We start from the raw sequence: 20,140 nt of genomic DNA on the forward strand, positions 1-20,140 counted from the left end.
AGAAAAATTAGTCCTCTAACATATGACCCATTTTTTCTTCTTTTGTTTTTAAATAGCCTGCATTAAATTTGTTGGCAGGAATAATGAGAGGTACACGTTTGTGTACATCAACGCCCCAATGTTCTAATCCATGGCGCTTTTCAGGGTTATTCGTCAATAAACGGATACTCTTAATACCTAAGAATCGAATAATTTGAGCTGCTAATGAATATTCGCGCATATCTGCAGGGAAACCTAATTGTTCATTCGCTTCTACTGTATCAAGGCCTTGTTCTTGTAATGCATAGGCTTTAATTTTATTGGTTAAGCCAATACCACGACCTTCTTGACGCATATACACGACAACGCCTTTGCCCTCTTTTTCGATGGACCGTAATGCATTTTCTAATTGTTCACCACAATCGCAACGTTTAGAACCAAATACATCCCCTGTTAAACATTCGGAGTGAATACGTACAAGTACATCTTCACAATCTTGTACATCGCCCTTAACGATTGCAAGATGCTCTTTATGATCTAAATCATTTTTAAATACGAAGATATTGAAATCGCCAAATTTTGTTGGTAATTTGGAACAAGCGCCTAATCCGATCATATCTTCATGTTGTTTGCGGTATTCGATGAGTTCTGCTACGGACGCAATTTTCAAATCATGTTCCTTAGCAAATTCGATTAGATCCGGTAAACGTGCCATATCGCCATCATCTTTAGTGATTTCACAGATAACAGCAGCCTCTTGTAAACCGGCAAGACGACAAAGGTCAACAGATGCTTCAGTATGACCTTGACGTACGAGAACGCCACCTTCTTTATATACCAATGGGAATACGTGTCCAGGTCTACGGAAATCAGCAGGTTTTGCAGTTGTATCTAATAATTTTTGAATCGTATAGGCCCGTTCTGCTGGGGATACACCTGTTGTAGTATCTACATGGTCTACGGTAACAGTAAACGCTGTTTCATGGTTATCCGTATTCTTCGTAACCATTACAGGAATGCCGAGACGTTCTAAAGCTTCTCGTCTCATTGGAGTGCACACGATACCACGTGCATATTTAACAAAGAAATTAATGTTTTCTTGAGTAGCAAACTCGGCAGCGATAATTAAATCCCCTTCATTTTCGCGACTTTCATCATCAACGATAATAACAGGTTTACCAACTTTCATATCTTGAAGAACTTCTTCAATTGTATTCAATGTATAATTCATGGAGACAACTCCTCCTTTTACATAAATCCGTTCTCTACTAATAGAGATTCCATGGATTTTTGAGACTTACTTGTATGTGTAGGCGCATCTAATGTCATAAAATGACGAATATAACGGCCTGTAATATCTGTTTCTAAATTTACCTCTGTACCAATCGACGCATGTCCGAGCACAGTTTCGCTTAATGTATGTGGAATGATAGATACGGAAAAGGTCGATTCAGTTCTCTCCATAATCGTTAAGCTAATGCCATCGATTGTAATAGATCCTTTATAAATGACGTAATCCATAATCGATTTTGGAGCAGAAATAGTGAAAACAATGGCATTATCTGTTCGTTTCATATTGACGATGCGACCTGTACCATCTACATGACCAGCTACAATATGACCTCCAAACCTTCCATTAGCAGCCATAGCGCGTTCGAGATTAACGGGTTGATTTACCTTTAAATTGGTAAATGTCGTCATACTTATTGACTCTGGCATAACATCTGCTGTAAATTGGTGATTTCCAATAGATGTGGCAGTTAAACAAACGCCATTAACCGCTACTGAATCGCCAATTTTTAAATCGTCAAAAATCGTATTGCCACCGATTGTCAATAATAAGGATTGGGCACCCTTTTTAACGTTTACTATTTTGCCAACTTCTTCAACGATGCCTGTAAACATAGGAGCCCTCCCTTCCTAAACGATAGGATTCAATACGAATATTATTATCTAGTATTCGCGAACTAGCAAATTCGAGTGTAGGCGCCTCATGTAATGTAGCAAAACCGGTACCACCTACAGCAGCTGTACTATTCGCTCCTCCTATGACAAGATTGCCTATATAGGTAACAATTTTATCAAAGGCCAACGATTCAACAAAGGAACTGATAATGGTGGAACCACCTTCAACAAGCACTGATGTGTATTCTTGTTCCCCAAGATGTTCCAAACACGCTTGAATATCTATCTTCTTAATATCTATAGCTACATCGGTGGTACGACCTTGACGCACCGATTTTGTTGGGAGTTCTTCTACAATCGCTCCAACATTAGCCAAAGCAATTCTACGCTGCTCTGGACAACCTTTCGCTACATAAATGATAACCTTACGATTTGGTATCGTAAATACCTTTGCATCCGTTGGCGTACGCCCCTGACTATCCAGAATAATAATATCTGGCTGATGCACCTCTAATGTATTATCTATGGAGACATCGTGTCTGTCGATAAGTGCTTCATATAATTCATCTCTAGTGAGCCTACAATTAAGCAATGGATCATCAGCCAAGATGGTACCAATACCAACAAGCATCGCATCATGAGACGCTCGCAATATATGTCCGTCCTTACGGGAACTTTCATTCGTAATCCATTGAGATTGACCTGTGAAAGTAGCAATTTTACCATCTAGGGACATAGCACTTTTTATGGTTACAAACGGTTTATGTGTTTGAATAAATGTAAAGAAATGTTCATTCAACTGAATACATTCATCCACACATACATCTGTAGTTACCTCTATACCTGCCTCAGTAAGAATTTGAATGCCCTTACCAGCCACTAGTGGATTTGGATCGGTACTACCAATCACAACGCGAGCAATACCAGATTCAACGACACGCTTTGCACATGGCGGGGTCTTACCATAATGAGCACAAGGCTCAAGAGTTACATATAAGGTAGCCCCCCTAGCATTGTCTCCCGCCGCATCTAACGCATGCACTTCCGCATGGGCCTCACCAGCCTTATGGTGATACCCTTCGCCAACTATTGTATTATTTTTTACTACGACGGCACCAACCAAAGGATTGGGCGATGTATGTCCAGTTGCCATTTTCGCTAGAGAAATGGCACGCTTCATATATAATTCGTCGTTCATCATAATACCTCAATAAAAAAAGGACTATATACATAGTCCTTGGGTCATCATATATACACATACAAAATATATGTGCTATTGTCTTTTCTCATCCAGACTCTACTGTCGGTATCGGAATTGCACCGATTCATGCCATATAGCTCGCGGACTATAACCGCCGGTAAGGAATTTCACCTATCCCCAAAGACTTATCATATTCATTTATATGTTTATAGTACCACTTTTATGATACTTTCGCAAGATTATACATTTGTATATGAGAAAACTTATTAATATCCATCTCAATTATATAGCACTTTTAGAAATTGAACTAATTTTGTGATGTATACAATCCATTGTGATAAAAGTCACATAATATGCAATCATAAGGTACTACTATTTATAGTATACAATGAATTATTTTTTTAAATAACATTAATTATCATATAGAGGTGATAATATGGCAAAAAAACGTATATCAGATGTACTCATAGAGGTATTAGCTAACGCAGGTATTGAAAGAATTTATGGTATTACTGGGGATAGTTTAAACTCGGTAAACGATAGTTTACGTCGTAATGGGAAAATTCAATTTGAACATGTGCGCCACGAAGAATCTGCAGCCTTCGCTGCTGGTGCAGAGGCTCTATTAACAGGTAAATTAACCGTATGTGCTGGTAGCTCTGGCCCTGGTAATCTCCATTTGATCAATGGTCTATTTGATTGTCATCGCAATCGTGTACCAGTGCTCGCTATTGCCTCTCATATTCCACAATCCGAAGTCGGTCTCAACTATTTCCAAGAAACACATCCAGAAAATTTATTTAAAGAGTGCTCTTGTTTCTGTGAACTCGTTTCTAATCCAAAGCAAATGCCTGAAATCCTATTCCGCGCCATGAATGCCGCAGTTGGTAATCGCGATGTAGCCGTAATCGTTCTACCTGGTGATGTGGCCGTTATGGAAATAGAAATTGATGAATTACCTACATGGCATGCGCCTAAATTGCCACGCGTAATTCCTCAATCAGAGGATATTCTTGAAATGGTCCAACATATAAACAATGGCAAACGCATTACACTTTTCTGTGGTGCTGGTTGTGCCGGTGCTCATGACGAAGTGGTTGAACTTGCTACTAAATTACAAGCCCCTGTTGTACATGCTTTCAGAGGCAAAGAATGGGTTGAGTGGGATAATCCTTATGATGTGGGAATGACAGGTTTGCTTGGTTATACATCCGGTTACCGTGCTATTGAGCAATGCGATACACTAATCATGCTAGGTACCGATTTCCCTTATCGTCCATTCTATCCTGAAAATGCTAAGGTAATTCAAGTAGACATTAATCCATCCGCTCTTGGTGCACGCGTTCCATTAACACAAGGTATCATTGGTTCTGTAAAAGATACCTTACACGAACTACTTCCTCATCTTACACAACGCGATGATACAGAATTCATCGATACCGTTCGTAAAGCATACACTAAATTCCGCAATGATTTGGACAGCTATGCTGTTGCAGAACAAGATGGTGTAGCAATTCACCCTCAATATTTCGTAAATCGTCTCAATAAATTGGCTGCTGATGATGCCATCTTTACATTTGATGTGGGCACCCCTGTTATCTGGACTGCACGCCATATTAAAACGAATGGCAAACGTCGTATCATTGGCTCCTACAACCACGGTTCCATGGCCAATGCAATGATGCACGCAATAGGCGCTCAAAATGCATGTCCAAATCGCCAAGTTATCTCCCTTTCTGGAGACGGCGGTTTCACAATGATGATGGGCGAAATGTTGTCATTAAAACAATTAAATCTTCCTGTGAAAGTATTCGTATTTAACAATGAAGAACTTAGCTTTATCGCCATGGAAATGAAAGCATCTGGTTACCTAGATTATGCTACAGACTTTGTAAATCCTGACTTTGGTAAACTTGCCGAGGCAGCTGGCATCAAAGGTATTAGCATTACCAACTCTAGCGAAGTAGATGAAAAAATCAAGGAAGCCTTGAACTATAATGAAGGTCCTGTTATTATCAATGTCCGTGTTGATAAACAAGAACTTGCTATGCCTCCAAAAATTGCATATCAACAAGCAAAAGGCTTTAGTAAATACTTGATCAACGCCATCCTTGATGGACGTGGTACAGAACTTAAAGAAATGGCTAAAACTAACTGGATGAAATATAAATCCTTATACTAAAATCTGCCAAAATAATTAAACTGCAAAACTTTCAAAAAAAAGGTGTCATCAAAGGATGACACCTTTTAAATTTATTAGCCAAACAGCGACATTTGTTCGTCTTCTGGCAAATCTCCACAGCATTTAAGTTCTTTCATTGTTTCAATGATGGTAGCAGATACCTTACAACGACGTTGCAAGTCTTTTAACGATGTAAACGGTTTTGTTTCCCGTTCTTCTACAATTGCATCGGCAACGGTTTCACCAAGTGAATCGATAGCTAAGAATGGTGGTAATAGTGCGCCGTCCTTAATGCTAAATCGGCGAGCACCGGAATGTTGAATATCTACGTTGATAAATCGATACCCCCGTTGATACATTTCCATGGATACCTCCAAGGCGGACATCAAATCCTTTTCCTTAGGACTGGCACCACGGTCGAGCGCTTTGATACGATTAAATTCTTTCAATTGTGTATTCAAATCACCTGTCATGATCCGTAAATCAAAGGCTTTTGCACGAATGGAGAAATAGGCAGCATAAAATGCTAACGGATGGTATACCTTAAACCACGCAATACGGAATGCCATCATAACGTAAGCAACGGCATGGGCACGAGGGAATAGATAGGAAATCTTTTTACAAGACTCAATAAACCATTCAGGAATATTATTTTCTCGCATTTCTTTTTCAAACTCCGTAGTCGCTTGGCCTTGTTTATTTCTCTTTTCAATGCCCTTCCCTTTACGAACATTTTCCATGACGAAGAAACTGTTTTTCTTATTCATGCCACGATGAATCAAAAAGTTCATTACGTCATCACGAGTAGAAATAGCTTCATTCAATTTACAAGTACCATTTTTAATGAGTTCCTGTGCATTATCGAGCCATACATTCGTACCGTGGGAGAAACCAGAAATACGAACAAGGTCAGAGAAGGTTTGCGGCCGTGAATCTTCTAGCATGCCCCGTACAAATTTCGTACCACATTCCGGTACGGCAAGGCTCGCTACTTGGTCCCCTTGCAATTGTTCAGGCGTCAATCCGATACCCTCTGTTGATGAGAATAGGCTTAGCGTTCTCGGATCATCAAAAGGAATCGTCTTCGCATCAATACCGGTCAAATCCTCCAGCATACGAATAATCGTCGGATCATCATGGCCCAGAATATCGAGTTTTGTCATACGCCCTTCAATAGAGTGATAATCAAAGTGAGTCGTTAATACGCCACTCTCTTTTTTATTGGCCGGATGCTGAATCGGCGTAAAATGGTGCACATCCATATCACGAGGACATACCATGATGCCACCCGGATGTTGGCCTGTTGTATTTTTTACATTTGTAAAACCTTTTGCGAGGTGCTCAAGGAATCCACTGCGAGCCTGAATATTTCTTAGCTCTGCATATTTCTTTACATACCCAAATGCAGTCTTATCTGCAATGGTACCTATCGTACCAGCCTTAAATACATTGTCACGACCGAACAATTCTTCTGTGTACTTATGAGCCTTCGCTTGGTAGTCACCAGAGAAATTCAAATCGATATCTGGAACCTTATCGCCTTCGAAACCAAGGAAGATAGCAAACGGAATGTCATGGCCATTCGTTTGTAATGGATGACCGCAATTAGGACAGTCACGACGCGGTAAATCGAATCCACCGGCGTATTCACCATTTTCATAAAATTCCGACCACTTACATTCAGGGCAAATATAATGCGGTGGCAATGGATTAACCTCTGTAATCTCCGACATGGTCGCTGCAAAGGACGAACCTACAGAACCACGAGAACCTACGAGATAGCCATCATCTAGCGATTTTTTTACCAGCTTATGAGCGATATAGTAAAGCACGCCATAACCATTGCTGATGATACAGTCGAGCTCATAATCTAGGCGTTCTTGTACAACACGAGGCAATGGATCACCATAAATCTTCTTCGCATTTACATAACACATTTCTGTGAAAGCTTCATCGGCCCCTTCGATTTTAGGTGAATATGTGCCATCTGGCACTGGTTTAATGTCTTCAATACTATCGTTGATGGCTCGTGTATTCGCAACAACAACCTCATAGGCCTTTTCTTCACTCAAATATGGGAATGAAGCTAACATTTCATCAGTAGTACGCAAATGTAAATCCGGTTGTTCATCCGCATCAGGGAACCCACAAGCGGTTAACATAATCTCACGATATATCTTTTCTTCTGGCGTTAAATAATGAACGTCACAGGTAGCACATACGCGTTTATTGAGGGCTTCGCCCAATTCAATAACCGTCTTATTCATATCGATCAGAGCTTGTTCATCTGGCACGATACCCTTGCGAATTAAGAATGTATTATTGGTATGTGGTTGAATTTCAAGGTAATCATAGAATGAAGCAATCGTTAATAGCTCTTCTTTGGAGGAACCTTTAACAATAGCCTGCATCAATTCACCTGCTTCACAGGCAGACCCTATAAGAATACCTTCACGATGCTCTTCAATGATAGAACGAGGCAAACGAGGTCTCCGTTTATAGTATTCCAAATGGGATATAGAAATCATTTTATACAGATTACGTAAGCCCACCATGTTTTGAGCTAACAAAATAATATGATATCGAGGCGCTTCATCTTTTCGTTTTACAACGTCTAAGGATAATTCCTTTTCTAAATCCGCATCATCAACGAGATATCCTTCAACGCCATAAATAACCTTAACACCAAGTTCTTTACCAAGTGCTTGTGCTTCAGGAAAGGCTTGTACAACACCATGGTCCGTAATAGCGACCGCAGGATGGCCCCATTTTTTAACAGTTTTAAATAAATCCTTAATCGATACGAGTGCATCTTTATCACTCATCTTAGTATGGAGATGAAGCTCAACACGAGAATCTGGTCTGTCTTCTGTCCGTTCATTTGTATTGTCTTCTTCGATAGCTTCGATACTACGTATAGATAAAATATAGTCCTTATCAAATCGATCATCAAAGTTGACACTACCTTGAACACGCACCTTTTGCAATTTCTTTAATTGCTTTAATAAGGCATCCCCTTCTTCTGGACTATTCGTAAACTTGATAAACTTCATACTGTTCGTATCATCTACGATACTGCCATTTACGATACTTTTACCAGTCCTAGTATCGCGTTTATCAAGGCCAACGAACACACCTTCAAAAATAACACTTGGTGTTTCTACAGTGCCCATGATACTGGAGGTCATGCCCTCAATGCGTGGACCTAAAATCATACCCTCATCAGTTGGTGCATCCTTAGGCGCGCGTTGTGGATATTTCTTACCACCTTTGTGTTGATGTCCATTATTAACTGAAGATGTAGTTGACGAGCTACTAGATACAGATGGATTTCTTGTAGTTACAGATTCATACGATGTGGGGTCTGGATTAAAATAGTCCAATTCCACTGCATCCATAAATGGCACAAACTCATCTGCATAATCAATTTCATCATCGTTATTGCCAGCAAAGGACTTTCCTCTCTCTGGCATGTTTTCTTCTTCTAATTTTTGTCGATACGCTTCAACGTCTTCAATAAATTCACCTACACCACAACCACCGGCATAGTAGTACGGTGCAAATTCTTCATCATCGTCATCTACCTTCCATGCAAAGCAGCAAGATGTAGTTGCATTGGTAGGAATTGTATCAAAGGAAATATTTTTTTCTTTGTACCAAGCAGCTAATCGTTCTTGTAATGACACTAATGTTTTAAACGCTGAATCTGCTGCTTGTATGGTTACCTGTTTATCATCACAATTCACATAGAAAGCAGGTTTACTATTCTGTTTTGGTACTACTCGATAACGTACTTTCATTTTTATCCCTTATACCCACAATAGGTCAAACATAAATCCCTAAATCGCCACATATCCCCTTTGCTTGTGCGACTATCTAATATAACCTCATATAATCCTTTTAAGAGTGCTTTTAAAGCCTTTATAGAAATACGAGAACTTGCTTCATAGGCCAGTTTTATAGGGTACGGCTTATAAGAGGCCCCATTTTCTTTACAAAAATTTTCTACCTGTTTAGCTGTCATACCTGCAGCACGACATTCGCTTACCAATAATTGGAGCCGCAACTGTCCTTCGATATAGCCCATAGCATGGTCGATTTCTTTATAGCTAAACATAAACGGAAATAATTCTAACAAGGTATTCACATCTTGTTTTAATAAAGCTTCTTTAAAGGTAAAGATATTTTTAGCTCCATAATTACTGCTATGTTCCATTAAAAAGGATTTATCTATTTTCTTATGATTACCTAATAACAGAAAATATCGATCAAACTCGGTACGCATAAACGCAACCGGCACATCTTGCCATAACTCCAATAGATGAGATAGATAATCGTGCCCATCAGACGTTAGCGTATATCCATTAGAGGTGCAATACTGACGAATCCACATCAATAAATCGTCACCCTCTAATCGCTTACATTCCTTATTAGGAATAGATTCTAATATCTTTTTATTTTGTTTTAATCGTTTATCCACCATATCGTGATAGATAATAAGTACTGGATTATCACCGGTATAATTCATCAGTAACTCGGCCAGTGCATCCCATTCTTGACTCTCTTTTTGGCCTGCTTTTTTCAAGATAGGTAGATTGATAAGACAAAATACCTTAGCATCGCCAAATAAAGAATCCTCCATCAATTGTTCTGATATTTTAGAAGGACCTGCTTCATCATGCAATACGCGCACATCTAGATTTTTATGAGATAAGAAAAACTTTTGTTTCTCTTCTTCTATGAGTTGTGGTTCATTACCATAAATTAGGTATACTTGATGCATCGCCAGTCCTCCTTTCATAATCGATAGTCCGGAATATATTGATAGCCCCATAAATGAACATGTTCTGCATCGGGATCAATGTCTCGCATCGCTCCTCGAGGCATGCTAACAAGTACAGGACGATTCGTATGTAATGCTACAATTTGATTCACCATATACGACTGAGAGGTAATCAAAATAGTGTTCCTCATATCATTTAATTGTAGTTTTTTTTCACCATTTTGTCTATTATAGACCATCACAGACGTTAAATCATTTTTGTATAAAACAGTATTTTTGCCCGTCGATTGAAATCGTTGAACATGAGCATTTTTTAATGGAATACCAAAACTTTGGAGTCCATTTCTTACGCGAATTTCACTAGCTTTCATAGGAATAGCATCAGGTGTATCAATATATACCATAGCTATTTTTTCATAAGGCTTAACAATGAGGAATGCATTTGACTGTTTCATAGGTATAATATGCAAAATCGTTTCATTCCTATATAAGATGCCACTATAAGCTATAGCAATTATGCCAATTCCCATAAGTACAATTCCTTTTGTGAAAGTTCTAAATTTAAGCTTTAATGAGACTAGGTTAATATATAGTAATCCCACACATCCATAGTATAACACCCCTAATGTGGCAGAAATGGTACCTATCCACCATAGACATATAGAACTGTTAGCGAGATGCGCATTTACATATAAACAGATAGTTAATATCCAGTCGATTACGTTCCAAACCATACCTATTGGTATAAGTAAGGATATTATGGTACAACCAAATAACATAACAATAGCTATATCAAGTAAAGGTGTAATAATAATAGCTGCAAAAAGACTTGCTAAACTCAAATAGTGAAAGTAATAGAGCTGGAACGGTATCAATAAAAGTTGTGCACTGATGCAGAGTACTAGTGGAGCTTTCACAATCGGTGGCAATACTGTGATCCATCGATATAATGGCATGCCAAATAATAAGAGCCCATAGGTAGCTCCAAAGGATAGTTGAAAGCTCACGTCTAATATAAGTAACGGATCATATAGTAAAAATAGTATAGCCGTCACTGCTAATCCTTGCTTCGCCGTATACATACGGCCCTTTACATAGGCTAAAGCAAGCCAAATCCCCATTATGGTGGAACGCACAACAGGTGCACTGAAACCAACTACTATACAATAAAAGATAGATAGTATAATACCACCCATCATAGCATAACGTTTCCTGATACGACATACTCTGCATAGGCCATATACGATAGAAAATAACAGTGCAATATGGGAACCCGATATAGATAAAATATGAATGATACCAGTGTAGCCAAATTGACGTAGCACATCTTGACCTAATTCTCCATAATGGCCTCCTAGAACTAATGAAATTCCAAGCCATTTGGTTGTATCTGATAGATATTGCTCCATCAATTCTTCAACAGCACTACGCATCGAATCAATTATGTGAAGACACCGTTGATAATAACCGATATAAGAATCTATCTTATACTGTTTTAGAGCATGTAAATCCACCACCTTATAGGTACCATCAAACATGGCACCCATATCTTCATTACGAATTGCCTTATTTCGCTTATCAATAGTGCCTCTCTCTTCTGTCAAATAGAGAGATCTAGGCGTACCATGAACGATAATCGAATCCCCCATATGAAGATGTGTAGAATTTTCTTGTATTGTTACTCTAATATGCCCATCGGCCTTAATATGCACGCCTTTTGCCGTATCCTTGTGTGGCACTAACCCTAACAATATAGCACTAAATGATCTATATTCTTTCCCATCAATCACTTTTAAATCTACCGGAGAATCAATGAGTAGTGCATATTCGCCTTCTTGTGATAAAAAGAATTTAGTGTGCCCTACATACTGATTAATTTGATGGTTTACATGTAAAAATGATATGCCACCTAATGCACATGAGACGATGCAGGTTACAACTATATATTTAATTGACAAAGACGATTGTAACCTATAGCGAACCACAGCTTTACCCAATGTATATAGTAGATAGCCAGCAGCACCAAACATACAATACCAACTCGTATCGAGCAATACATAATGCGAGCTATAGGCACATAAAATGCCTAGTATGATACCACTTAGAATATAATGGGCTATCTCCGAATAGGTGATTAGCATATTCAGTGTCAAATAAATAGGTAAATTAGACTGTAATTTTATCGCGTATCTTCTTAAATAATCCATCGCCGATACCTTTGACATGCTTGATATCCTCTATAGATGTAAAAGCGCCCTTACTTTGACGATACTCTTCAATCCGTTGTGCCATGGTTGGCCCAATTCCAGGCAGTGAATCGAGTTCCTTAACGGTAGCCGTGTTAATATTAATCTTTTGATTTCGTAGTAATGATTCAGGATTCCCGTGAAAGTTAAATTTGATGTGAATATGTTGTCCGCCTGTCACTGTCTCTGCTAAATTGATGGACTCTATATCTCCATATGGTAGTGCACCTCCAGCCCCCTTTATAACATCGCCAATTGTCGTGCTAGATGCCACCTTATAAAGTCCTGGTGATTGAATAGCGCCCGTCACATACACAATAGCATCTGTACCTTCAGTATGTTGTTCAGGTTGAACTACCCCATTATTAGCATGAATAGAATTACTTTCATGATGATTAATGCTATTCATGTCTGAAGTATTAGCCGCTAATACGGACGAATCTGGCATTGTGGTGCTTCCTTCTGTTATAATAGGCCATAGGAAATAAATTCCTACTAAAATACACAGGATTATTACAATCCACTTATGTGACACAATCATTTGTTTCATATGGTCACCTCCTACTATTAGAGTTTCCATATACAACAAATAACTCCTACTTGTGACTCTATTAGTCACATAAGCAGGAGTTTTCAAAATTATATCGAATTAAAGGAACATACTTTACCGGTATATCCTATTACTATGTTAAGGAGTCTATAATGAATCAAGAATTATTACGTAAATACGCCCGTACTTTATTGCAGTCTGGCGTTAATTTACAAGAAAAGCAAACACTCATCGTATCTGTTGATGTAGACAATAAAGATTTTGCAGTCATCGTTACGGAAGAAGCCTATCAATTGGGTGCCAAAGAGGTTATCATCAATTGGCGTCATACCCCAATTACACGACAACGCTTATTACATGCTGATGCGTCGGTTCTAGAAACACCGGCTAAATGGATTCCTGTATATTACGAGCAATATGTAGAGGAAAAAGCTGCCTTTTTATCACTTATCAGTGCCAATCCAAAGGCGTTAGCAGGAATTCCTACAGAGCGCATTAGCCTAAACTCACGCAATCTCAACAAGGTACTATCCTTCTACCATACAGCCATCATGAACTCATCCGTAACATGGTGTGTAGCCGCTGTACCAACAGTGCTTTGGGCTGAACTTCTTGGCTATGAGGGATCAGATGAAGAAAAACTCAACCAACTCTGGCTTACATTACTAAAGTTATGTCGTCTCAATGATGTAGAGGCAAAAGAAACATATGCGCATCACATGGCTAAGCTACGCCATCGTCGCGAAGCATTAAACGCTCTTGATTTGAAAGCATTGCGATATACATGTGAAAATGGCACAGATTTACTTCTTGAATTACCAGAAGACCATATTTGGCAAGGTGGCGAAGAGTTCTCTAAAGAGGGTATCAAATTTAATGCTAATATACCTACAGAAGAGGTGTTCTGTGCACCTCAATGGAATGGTGTAAATGGTAAAGTAGTCAGTACAAAACCACTAATCTACCAAGGCAATCCTATTTCTAACTTCTCCTTTACCTTTGAAAACGGTAAAATTATTGATTACACGGCTGAAAAAGGGTTAGATATTCTTAAAGAACTCATCGAAACAGACGAAGGATCTCAATATCTTGGTGAAGTAGCCCTCGTGGATCACTATAGTCCTATTAGTCAATCTAACATGATTTACTATGAAACATTGTTTGATGAAAATGCATCCTGCCATTTAGCAATCGGTGCAGCCTATCCAACTTGTCTAAAAAATAGCGACGGCCTTTCTGAAGATGAACTCAAAGAACGTGGTCTCAACCACTCCCTTGCTCATGTGGACTTTATGATTGGTCACGAAAACATGAATATTAAAGGCATTACAAAAGACGGCCAACAAGTAGATATCATGATCGACGGCCGCTTATTGGTATAACACACAACATATAAAAGGGATGGTACATCCTCCGTAAGCTCCACCGGCCGGGTCTGACTCCGGCCTTCGGCCTCCGCAGGGCCAAAGTCGCTTTCGAAGGATACACCATCCCTCTTTTATCTATTATAGTGTTATTTCTAATACGCGGCCCGTCGATTGATATTCAATAATATCTACACCAGCCGTCTTTAGCATACGTTTTGAAGCCTTAACCTCTTTAGTATCTTTGTACAAATCATCTCGATAAATAACGGCCTTTATGCCGCTTTGAATAATCGCCTTTGCACATTCATTACAAGGGAATAGTGTTACATAAATCTTAGACCCTTCTAAAGAGCCACCGCGATAGTTTAGAATCGCATTTAATTCACTATGAACGGTATAGAAATATTTATTATCATCTGCCGTATCCCGTTCCCACGTAAAATCATCATCACTACAATTTAAGGGCATGCCATTATAACCGATGGATAAGATCTTGTTGTCATTGCTGACGATACAGGCCCCCACTTGTGTATTAGGATCTTTGGAGCGTTGCGCAGCCAAAATAGCAACGCCCATAAAGTATTCATCCCAAGAAATATAATCGCTACGTTTTGCCATAATAACCTCTCTAGATAATAAAGCCCCCTTCTACCTATGTAGTTGGGGGCTTTCATTATATTAACAAATCATATATAGAAATATTATTTTACAACGATATTCACAAGTTTACCTGGTACGTAGATAACCTTAACGATTTGTTTACCTTCTGTAAATTCTTGAACACGGCTAGATTCTTTAGCCAATGCTTCCAATTCTTCTTTCGTAATATTCACAGAAACAGTTAATTTATCGCGAACCTTACCATTAACTTGAAGAACCACTTCTACTTCATCTACTTTAAGAGCAGATTCTTCGTATGTTGGCCAGTTCATAGTATGAACGGATTCAGTTTCGCCAAGTTCATGCCACAATTCTTCTGTAATATGTGGTACGAACGGAGCTAATAACAACACGAGATTATGTGTTAACTCATTAGCAAGATCAGCATTTACGGATTCTGCTTTGTCCTTGTGTGCATACATGGCATTAACAAGTTCCATAATCGCACTAATTGCCGTATTAAAGTTGAAGTTATTATCTAAGTCTTCTGTAACCTTTTTGATAACACGGTGTAATTCGCGGCGTAATGCCACTTCGTCTTTTGTAAGGTCACCCGTATGATTGTCTTTTGCTGCTTGGGCATACGCATCAACAATACGCCATACGCGACCTAAGAAACGATAGGAACCTTCAACACCTTGGTCACTCCAATCAAGATCGCGGTCAACTGGTGCTGCAAACAAGATGAATAAGCGTGCTGTATCAGCACCGTACTTATTGATAATTTCTTCTGGAGAAACCACATTGCCTTTAGATTTAGACATCTTGCTGCCTTCTTTAAGTACCATACCTTGTGTCAAAAGGCCGCGGAATGGTTCGTTAGCTTCGATAAGTCCTAAATCATGGATAACTTTCACAAAGAAACGAGAGTATAACAAGTGCAAGATAGCATGTTCAATACCACCGATGTATTGGTCAACGTTCATCCAGTAATTAGCAATTTTGGAATCGAATGGTGCTTTATCGTTCAATGCGTCAGTGTAACGCAAGAAGTACCAAGATGAATCGATAAATGTATCCATAGTATCTGTTTCACGACGCGCAGGGCCACCACATTTAGGACATTTAGCGTTCATGAAAGCTTCGGATGTTGCCAATGGGGATACAGCACCGGATTCAAATTTAACATCTTCAGGAAGACGTACAGGCAATTCTTCTTCTGGTACGAGTTGTTCACCACATGTATCGCAATATACAACAGGAATTGGCACGCCCCAATAACGTTGGCGAGAGATAAGCCAATCGCGAAGGCGGAAATTAGTTTTACCTTCACCGATACCGCGTTCATGAAGTGCAGCCGTAATATTTTTACGAGCCTCTTCAGATGTTTGACCATCAAATTCACCAGAATTAATCAACACGCCATCTTCGTGGTCAGATTCTTCCCATGTATCTAAATTGTAGTTTTCACCATTGTGAGACACAACAGGTTTAATAGGTAAATCGTATTTATGAGCAAATTCCCAGTCCCGTTCGTCATGAGCAGGAGAACCCATAACGGCACCAGTACCATAATCTACGAGAACATAGTTAGCAATCCAAATAGGCACTTGTTCACCAGACATAGGATTTACCGCATAGGAACCGGTAAACATACCTTCCTTAGGTGCTTCTGTAGATGTGCGGTCGATGTCGCTCATGTTGCGCATACGCGTGATAAAAGCATCTAAATCAGTTTTGTTAGGTGCATTTTCAATTAAACGTTCTACATATGGATGTTCAGGAGCCAATACAACGTAACTTACGCCGTAGATTGTATCTACACGAGTCGTATATACGGAAATACGTTCGTTAATGGATGGCACATCAAAGGAGAATTCTGTACCTTCAGAGCGACCGATCCAATTCTTTTGCATCAATTTAACGCGTTGAGGCCAACCATCGAGTGTATCGAGATCATCTAACAAGCGATCTGCATATTCAGTGATACGGAGGAACCATTGAGATAAATCTTTTTTCTCTACAGGATTATCACAACGCCAGCAAAGACCATCAATAACTTGTTCGTTAGCTAATACAGTGTGGCATGTTTCACACCAGTTAACCTTTGCTTCTTTTTTATAAGCTAACCCTTTTTTATAGAATTGTTCGAAGAACCATTGTGTCCATTTATAGTAATCTTCTTTACATGTAGCAACTTCACGGTCCCAATCATAGGAAAGGCCCAATGCTTTTTGTTGCTTTTTCATGTTCTCAATATTATCAAGAGTCCATGTTTTAGGTGCAATACCATGTTTAATAGCTGCATTTTCTGCAGGCATACCAAAGGAATCCCAGCCCATTGGATGCAATACGTTAAAACCATTCATTTTCTTAAAACGCGCTACTACGTCGCCGATGGAATAGTTACGCACATGGCCCATATGCAAATTGCCAGATGGATATGGGAACATTTCTAATGCATAATATTTCTCTTTACTTTCGTCATATTCAGTTTTAAAAGTATAGTTCTCATCCCAGTACTTTTGCCACTTTTTCTCAATATCTTGGGCTACATATTTTTCGTTCATGTAGGTGCCTCCTCAAATCTGTTTGTGATTCTAATTAATAGTATTATTGTACTACTTCGTACCATAAACCGTCAATTTATCTACTTTTTTACTACTTGAACAGCGGGAACGATAGACGCTATATCATTATCAACCTTTTGCTTTTCATTCACAGTCTTAGCATTCGCTTTTGTACGTTCTTTAGATGCTTTAGCTTCGGCTTTCGCCTTTTCTTTTGCAGCTTTAGCTTCTGCTTTTGCCTTCTCCTTAGCTGCTTTAGCTTCTGTTTTCGCCTTTTCTTTTGCTGCTTTTTCAAGAGCCTTACGTTCAGCCTTTGTTAATGGTTTTTCAACAACAGGCTTAGGAGCTTCAACAACTGGTGCTGTGTTAGGTGTACCTTTACCTAAATCAACGCCTTGAATCATTGTAATCGTAGTATCATCTTCAAAGCCTTTACGCCATGCAGCAAAGCCGGCCAATTGTAATTCTTTCACTAGGTTTAATTTATATCCTAAGGATTTATTATCTTCAAACCAAATCTTATCAGTACCACTAGTTGTTGGAATAGCTGCATAATAAGATTTTAACGTATCATTCCAAATAATATTCGATGCGTGATTTGTGAAATAAGATGATTCATTTTTAATGGCCAATGTTTCACCCCGTGCCACACCGCCTGATTCATGCCAAATTCTAGTGTAGAATGGAATGCCAAGAACAAGCTTATGACTTGGTACCTCTTGCAACATCTTCTCAGCATGATCGCGTACCCAAGGATAACTTGCAACCGGTCCTGCCGTAGTACTCTTGGCCCATGTTTCGTCATAAGCCATTAATACGACATAATCTACACTGTTAGCGAAGGACTTACGGTCATATACAAGAGACCAATTTGGACTATTAGAATATCCCGTTACATCTACAGAGGATTGAATATTATACTTATGTAATTCGTCAGCTAAGTATGCTACGAATCTTGTCAATTTATCACGATCAGAATAGTCTACATTTTCAAAGTCAAAATTATATCCATCAAATCCATAAACATAAGCGTAATGAATGAGATTTTGAGCGTATTTTTTCCACACTGCTTCATCGGCTAAGATACCACTCGTAAAATCTGGATCAAAACGATTTGTAATAAGTGGCCACACATGATATCCGTTGGCCTTGTATGCTTTCACATAGTCCACATTAATATTAGGACTAGATTCTAAGCCAAGGCTATGCAATTTGAACCAACTTGGAGAGATGATGTTATCTCCGCTGACATTCAATTTTTTCGCATACGGCGCATCTTGGTTAGGCCATGGGTCAAAGGCCCAAGATAGAGGTCCTTGGACAGGTTTATTTTGCAATACTTGCATCGTCTCTGGTGCAGCGGTCAATTGAACGTGATCACCATCCTTTGTATAGGTGACACCTATCAACGGTGTTGCATTTTCTACATCAACATATTCGGCACCATCCCGTTTGGTAATCGGTAATTTAACCGGTTCTCCAACGGCTTTAGGATTCATCGTAATGGTTGTACCATTCAGTTCTAGCTGTGGTACATAGATTGTATAAGATGTCTTATATTGATTGGCCTCATAATTACGGTTAGTCGTATTTAAATATTGTTGTAATGGCACCAACACTTCAGCCTGTACAGTATTACCAGAAATACTAGATAATACAGCAGCTGCCAAGGTAGTGACCATAGCAAATTTACGTAACATGTATGTCTCCTATAATTTATGCTGACTAGCTTTTGTTTACATAACAATTCCTATATTATATCATACATATATCGACACTTATAATTTCTATGCTTATAAAAGCATGAACGTTTATTCATAAAGGAGTTCATATGCATCAATATCTATTTTTCATAGGCGATTTCCCGATCAGGGCCTACGGTGTCATGTTAGCACTAGCCATCATTAGCGGTGCCTCTGTAGCCTATTTCTTACTCAAAAAAGACGGTCGTGGGTGGCACGAGCACATTGTTGATTTCTCTATTACAGTCGCTATAGCAGGTCTTATCGGCGCCCGCTTATGGGATGTATTTTTCTTCGATTGGCATTACTATGGCAATCATCTCCTCGAAATTCCTTTCGTATGGCAAGGCGGCATGGCCATTCAAGGAGGCGTTGTACTCGGTACATTAGCCGGTTATTGGTATCTAAGAAAACATAATATCGATTTCTGGGCCTTTGCCGATATTTTTGCGCCAGCCCTCATTTTAGCTCAATCGGTTGGGCGTATGGCTAACCTGTTTAACGGCGATGCCTTTGGTCATCCTACGGGTGGAAATTTTGGTATTCTCTATCCTGAAAGTACCCTTGCATACCGCACCTATGGTAATCAGCCATTATGGCCAGCTGAAATTTGGGAAGGCCAAATCGATATTCTAATCTTCGTGATCTTACTACTCTTTAGCTCATTCAAACATGCTAAAGGACAAGTGTTCGTTCTATACGCTATCTTGTATTCCGCAGCGCGATTCTGCTTAGAATTCTTACGCGGTGATTATGTAAACCTCACAATGGGACTTAAATCAGCACAGATGACGAGCCTCATTGTTATGATTGTAGGTATCTGTTTATTTATCTACTTTGATTATCTAGATAAAAAGCAACAAGGTGTGGCTGAAACAGTACCAGAAGCACCACAAAAACAAAAGAAACGTAAATAACAAAATCCTTCATTCACGGATACACAACATCCATGAATGAAGGATTTTTTTATATCTATTCAATTATTCTAACGATAGACTATGAGTGACAACCATCA

13 protein-coding genes and 1 riboswitch are annotated in these 20,140 nt (G+C 39.1%); of the genes, 3 read left to right on the forward strand and 10 right to left on the reverse strand.

Annotated features, from left to right (window positions below; genetic code table 11):
* Positions 1–7 precede the first annotated feature (7 nt).
* The 3 genes from VAHSUH02_RS05685 to ribD are packed head-to-tail and all read right to left on the reverse strand — an operon-like array spanning position 8 to position 3,085.
* The gene (locus VAHSUH02_RS05685; RefSeq protein ID WP_005383368.1) at positions 8–1,210 is read right to left on the reverse strand and encodes a bifunctional 3,4-dihydroxy-2-butanone-4-phosphate synthase/GTP cyclohydrolase II; all 1,203 of its coding nucleotides are present in this window, start codon (positions 1,208–1,210) and stop codon (positions 8–10) included.
* Between the two features lie 17 nt (positions 1,211–1,227).
* Entirely contained in the window at positions 1,228–1,884 is a 657-nt protein-coding gene (locus VAHSUH02_RS05690; protein WP_005383369.1) for a riboflavin synthase, read from the reverse strand.
* Complete coding sequence (gene ribD / locus VAHSUH02_RS05695; RefSeq protein WP_005383370.1) at positions 1,865–3,085, reverse strand: bifunctional diaminohydroxyphosphoribosylaminopyrimidine deaminase/5-amino-6-(5-phosphoribosylamino)uracil reductase RibD; 1,221 nt, start codon at positions 3,083–3,085, stop codon at positions 1,865–1,867. The genes VAHSUH02_RS05690 and ribD overlap by 20 nt, the downstream gene beginning before the upstream one ends.
* A gap of 73 nt (positions 3,086–3,158) precedes the next feature.
* Positions 3,159–3,274: riboswitch (FMN riboswitch) on the reverse strand.
* A gap of 247 nt (positions 3,275–3,521) precedes the next feature.
* Between ribD and poxB the strand changes: the two genes are divergently transcribed.
* Positions 3,522–5,267, forward strand: coding sequence for a ubiquinone-dependent pyruvate dehydrogenase (poxB, locus tag VAHSUH02_RS05700; RefSeq protein ID WP_005383371.1), 1,746 nt, complete (start codon positions 3,522–3,524; stop codon positions 5,265–5,267).
* A 74-nt stretch (positions 5,268–5,341) separates the two neighbouring features.
* Here poxB and VAHSUH02_RS05705 read toward each other — a convergent pair whose 3' ends face one another.
* The 4 genes from VAHSUH02_RS05705 to VAHSUH02_RS05720 all read right to left on the reverse strand — a co-directional run bounded on the left by VAHSUH02_RS05705 (position 5,342) and on the right by VAHSUH02_RS05720 (position 12,846).
* Entirely contained in the window at positions 5,342–9,067 is a 3,726-nt protein-coding gene (locus VAHSUH02_RS05705; RefSeq protein ID WP_005383372.1) for a PolC-type DNA polymerase III, read from the reverse strand.
* A gap of 2 nt (positions 9,068–9,069) precedes the next feature.
* Positions 9,070–10,050: a DNA polymerase III subunit delta gene (gene holA / locus VAHSUH02_RS05710; RefSeq protein WP_038148782.1), complete on the reverse strand. Its 981-nt coding sequence runs from the start codon at positions 10,048–10,050 to the stop codon at positions 9,070–9,072.
* Between the two features lie 14 nt (positions 10,051–10,064).
* Positions 10,065–12,080 carry a ComEC/Rec2 family competence protein gene (locus VAHSUH02_RS05715; protein WP_005383374.1) on the reverse strand — a complete coding sequence of 672 codons (2,016 nt, stop codon included), beginning with the start codon at positions 12,078–12,080 and terminating at the stop codon, positions 10,065–10,067.
* A 136-nt stretch (positions 12,081–12,216) separates the two neighbouring features.
* The gene (locus VAHSUH02_RS05720; RefSeq protein ID WP_038148784.1) at positions 12,217–12,846 is read right to left on the reverse strand and encodes a ComEA family DNA-binding protein; all 630 of its coding nucleotides are present in this window, start codon (positions 12,844–12,846) and stop codon (positions 12,217–12,219) included.
* A 152-nt stretch (positions 12,847–12,998) separates the two neighbouring features.
* Between VAHSUH02_RS05720 and VAHSUH02_RS05725 the strand changes: the two genes are divergently transcribed.
* Complete coding sequence (locus VAHSUH02_RS05725; protein WP_005383377.1) at positions 12,999–14,228, forward strand: aminopeptidase; 1,230 nt, start codon at positions 12,999–13,001, stop codon at positions 14,226–14,228.
* A gap of 123 nt (positions 14,229–14,351) precedes the next feature.
* On the opposite strand, the gene VAHSUH02_RS05730 is transcribed toward VAHSUH02_RS05725, so the two are convergent.
* The 3 genes from VAHSUH02_RS05730 to VAHSUH02_RS05740 form a co-directional block, all read right to left on the reverse strand.
* Positions 14,352–14,831 carry a deoxycytidylate deaminase gene (locus tag VAHSUH02_RS05730; RefSeq protein ID WP_005377547.1) on the reverse strand — a complete coding sequence of 160 codons (480 nt, stop codon included), beginning with the start codon at positions 14,829–14,831 and terminating at the stop codon, positions 14,352–14,354.
* Positions 14,832–14,914: 83 nt separating this feature from the next.
* The gene (gene leuS / locus VAHSUH02_RS05735) at positions 14,915–17,383 is read right to left on the reverse strand and encodes a leucine--tRNA ligase (RefSeq protein ID WP_005383378.1); all 2,469 of its coding nucleotides are present in this window, start codon (positions 17,381–17,383) and stop codon (positions 14,915–14,917) included.
* An 80-nt stretch (positions 17,384–17,463) separates the two neighbouring features.
* Positions 17,464–19,083: a glycosyl hydrolase family 18 protein gene (locus VAHSUH02_RS05740; protein ID WP_005383379.1), complete on the reverse strand. Its 1,620-nt coding sequence runs from the start codon at positions 19,081–19,083 to the stop codon at positions 17,464–17,466.
* A 131-nt stretch (positions 19,084–19,214) separates the two neighbouring features.
* On the opposite strand from VAHSUH02_RS05740, the gene lgt reads away from it, so the two are divergent.
* A complete protein-coding gene (lgt, locus tag VAHSUH02_RS05745; protein WP_005383380.1) occupies positions 19,215–20,042 on the forward strand; it encodes a prolipoprotein diacylglyceryl transferase in 828 nt (275 codons plus the stop codon).
* Positions 20,043–20,140: the final 98 nt, after the last annotated feature.

Origin of the sequence: Veillonella atypica KON (assembly GCF_002959915.1) — a bacterium.
GTDB classification, from domain to species: domain Bacteria; phylum Bacillota; class Negativicutes; order Veillonellales; family Veillonellaceae; genus Veillonella; species Veillonella atypica.

Bases quoted from the DNA above. Each gene is read 5' to 3' on its own strand.
- VAHSUH02_RS05705 (WP_005383372.1), bottom strand. From the start codon at position 9,067: ATGAAAGTACGTTATCGAGTAGTACCAAAACAGAATAGTAAACCTGCT.
- VAHSUH02_RS05740 (WP_005383379.1), bottom strand. From the start codon at position 19,083: ATGTTACGTAAATTTGCTATGGTCACTACCTTGGCAGCTGCTGTATTA.
- leuS (WP_005383378.1), bottom strand. From the start codon at position 17,383: ATGAACGAAAAATATGTAGCCCAAGATATTGAGAAAAAGTGGCAAAAG.
- lgt (WP_005383380.1), top strand. From the start codon at position 19,215: ATGCATCAATATCTATTTTTCATAGGCGATTTCCCGATCAGGGCCTAC.
- poxB (WP_005383371.1), top strand. From the start codon at position 3,522: ATGGCAAAAAAACGTATATCAGATGTACTCATAGAGGTATTAGCTAAC.
- ribD (WP_005383370.1), bottom strand. From the start codon at position 3,085: ATGATGAACGACGAATTATATATGAAGCGTGCCATTTCTCTAGCGAAA.
- VAHSUH02_RS05725 (WP_005383377.1), top strand. From the start codon at position 12,999: ATGAATCAAGAATTATTACGTAAATACGCCCGTACTTTATTGCAGTCT.
- VAHSUH02_RS05690 (WP_005383369.1), bottom strand. From the start codon at position 1,884: ATGTTTACAGGCATCGTTGAAGAAGTTGGCAAAATAGTAAACGTTAAA.
- holA (WP_038148782.1), bottom strand. From the start codon at position 10,050: ATGCATCAAGTATACCTAATTTATGGTAATGAACCACAACTCATAGAA.
- VAHSUH02_RS05730 (WP_005377547.1), bottom strand. From the start codon at position 14,831: ATGGCAAAACGTAGCGATTATATTTCTTGGGATGAATACTTTATGGGC.
- VAHSUH02_RS05720 (WP_038148784.1), bottom strand. From the start codon at position 12,846: ATGAAACAAATGATTGTGTCACATAAGTGGATTGTAATAATCCTGTGT.
- VAHSUH02_RS05715 (WP_005383374.1), bottom strand. From the start codon at position 12,080: ATGTTTGGTGCTGCTGGCTATCTACTATATACATTGGGTAAAGCTGTG.
- VAHSUH02_RS05685 (WP_005383368.1), bottom strand. From the start codon at position 1,210: ATGAATTATACATTGAATACAATTGAAGAAGTTCTTCAAGATATGAAA.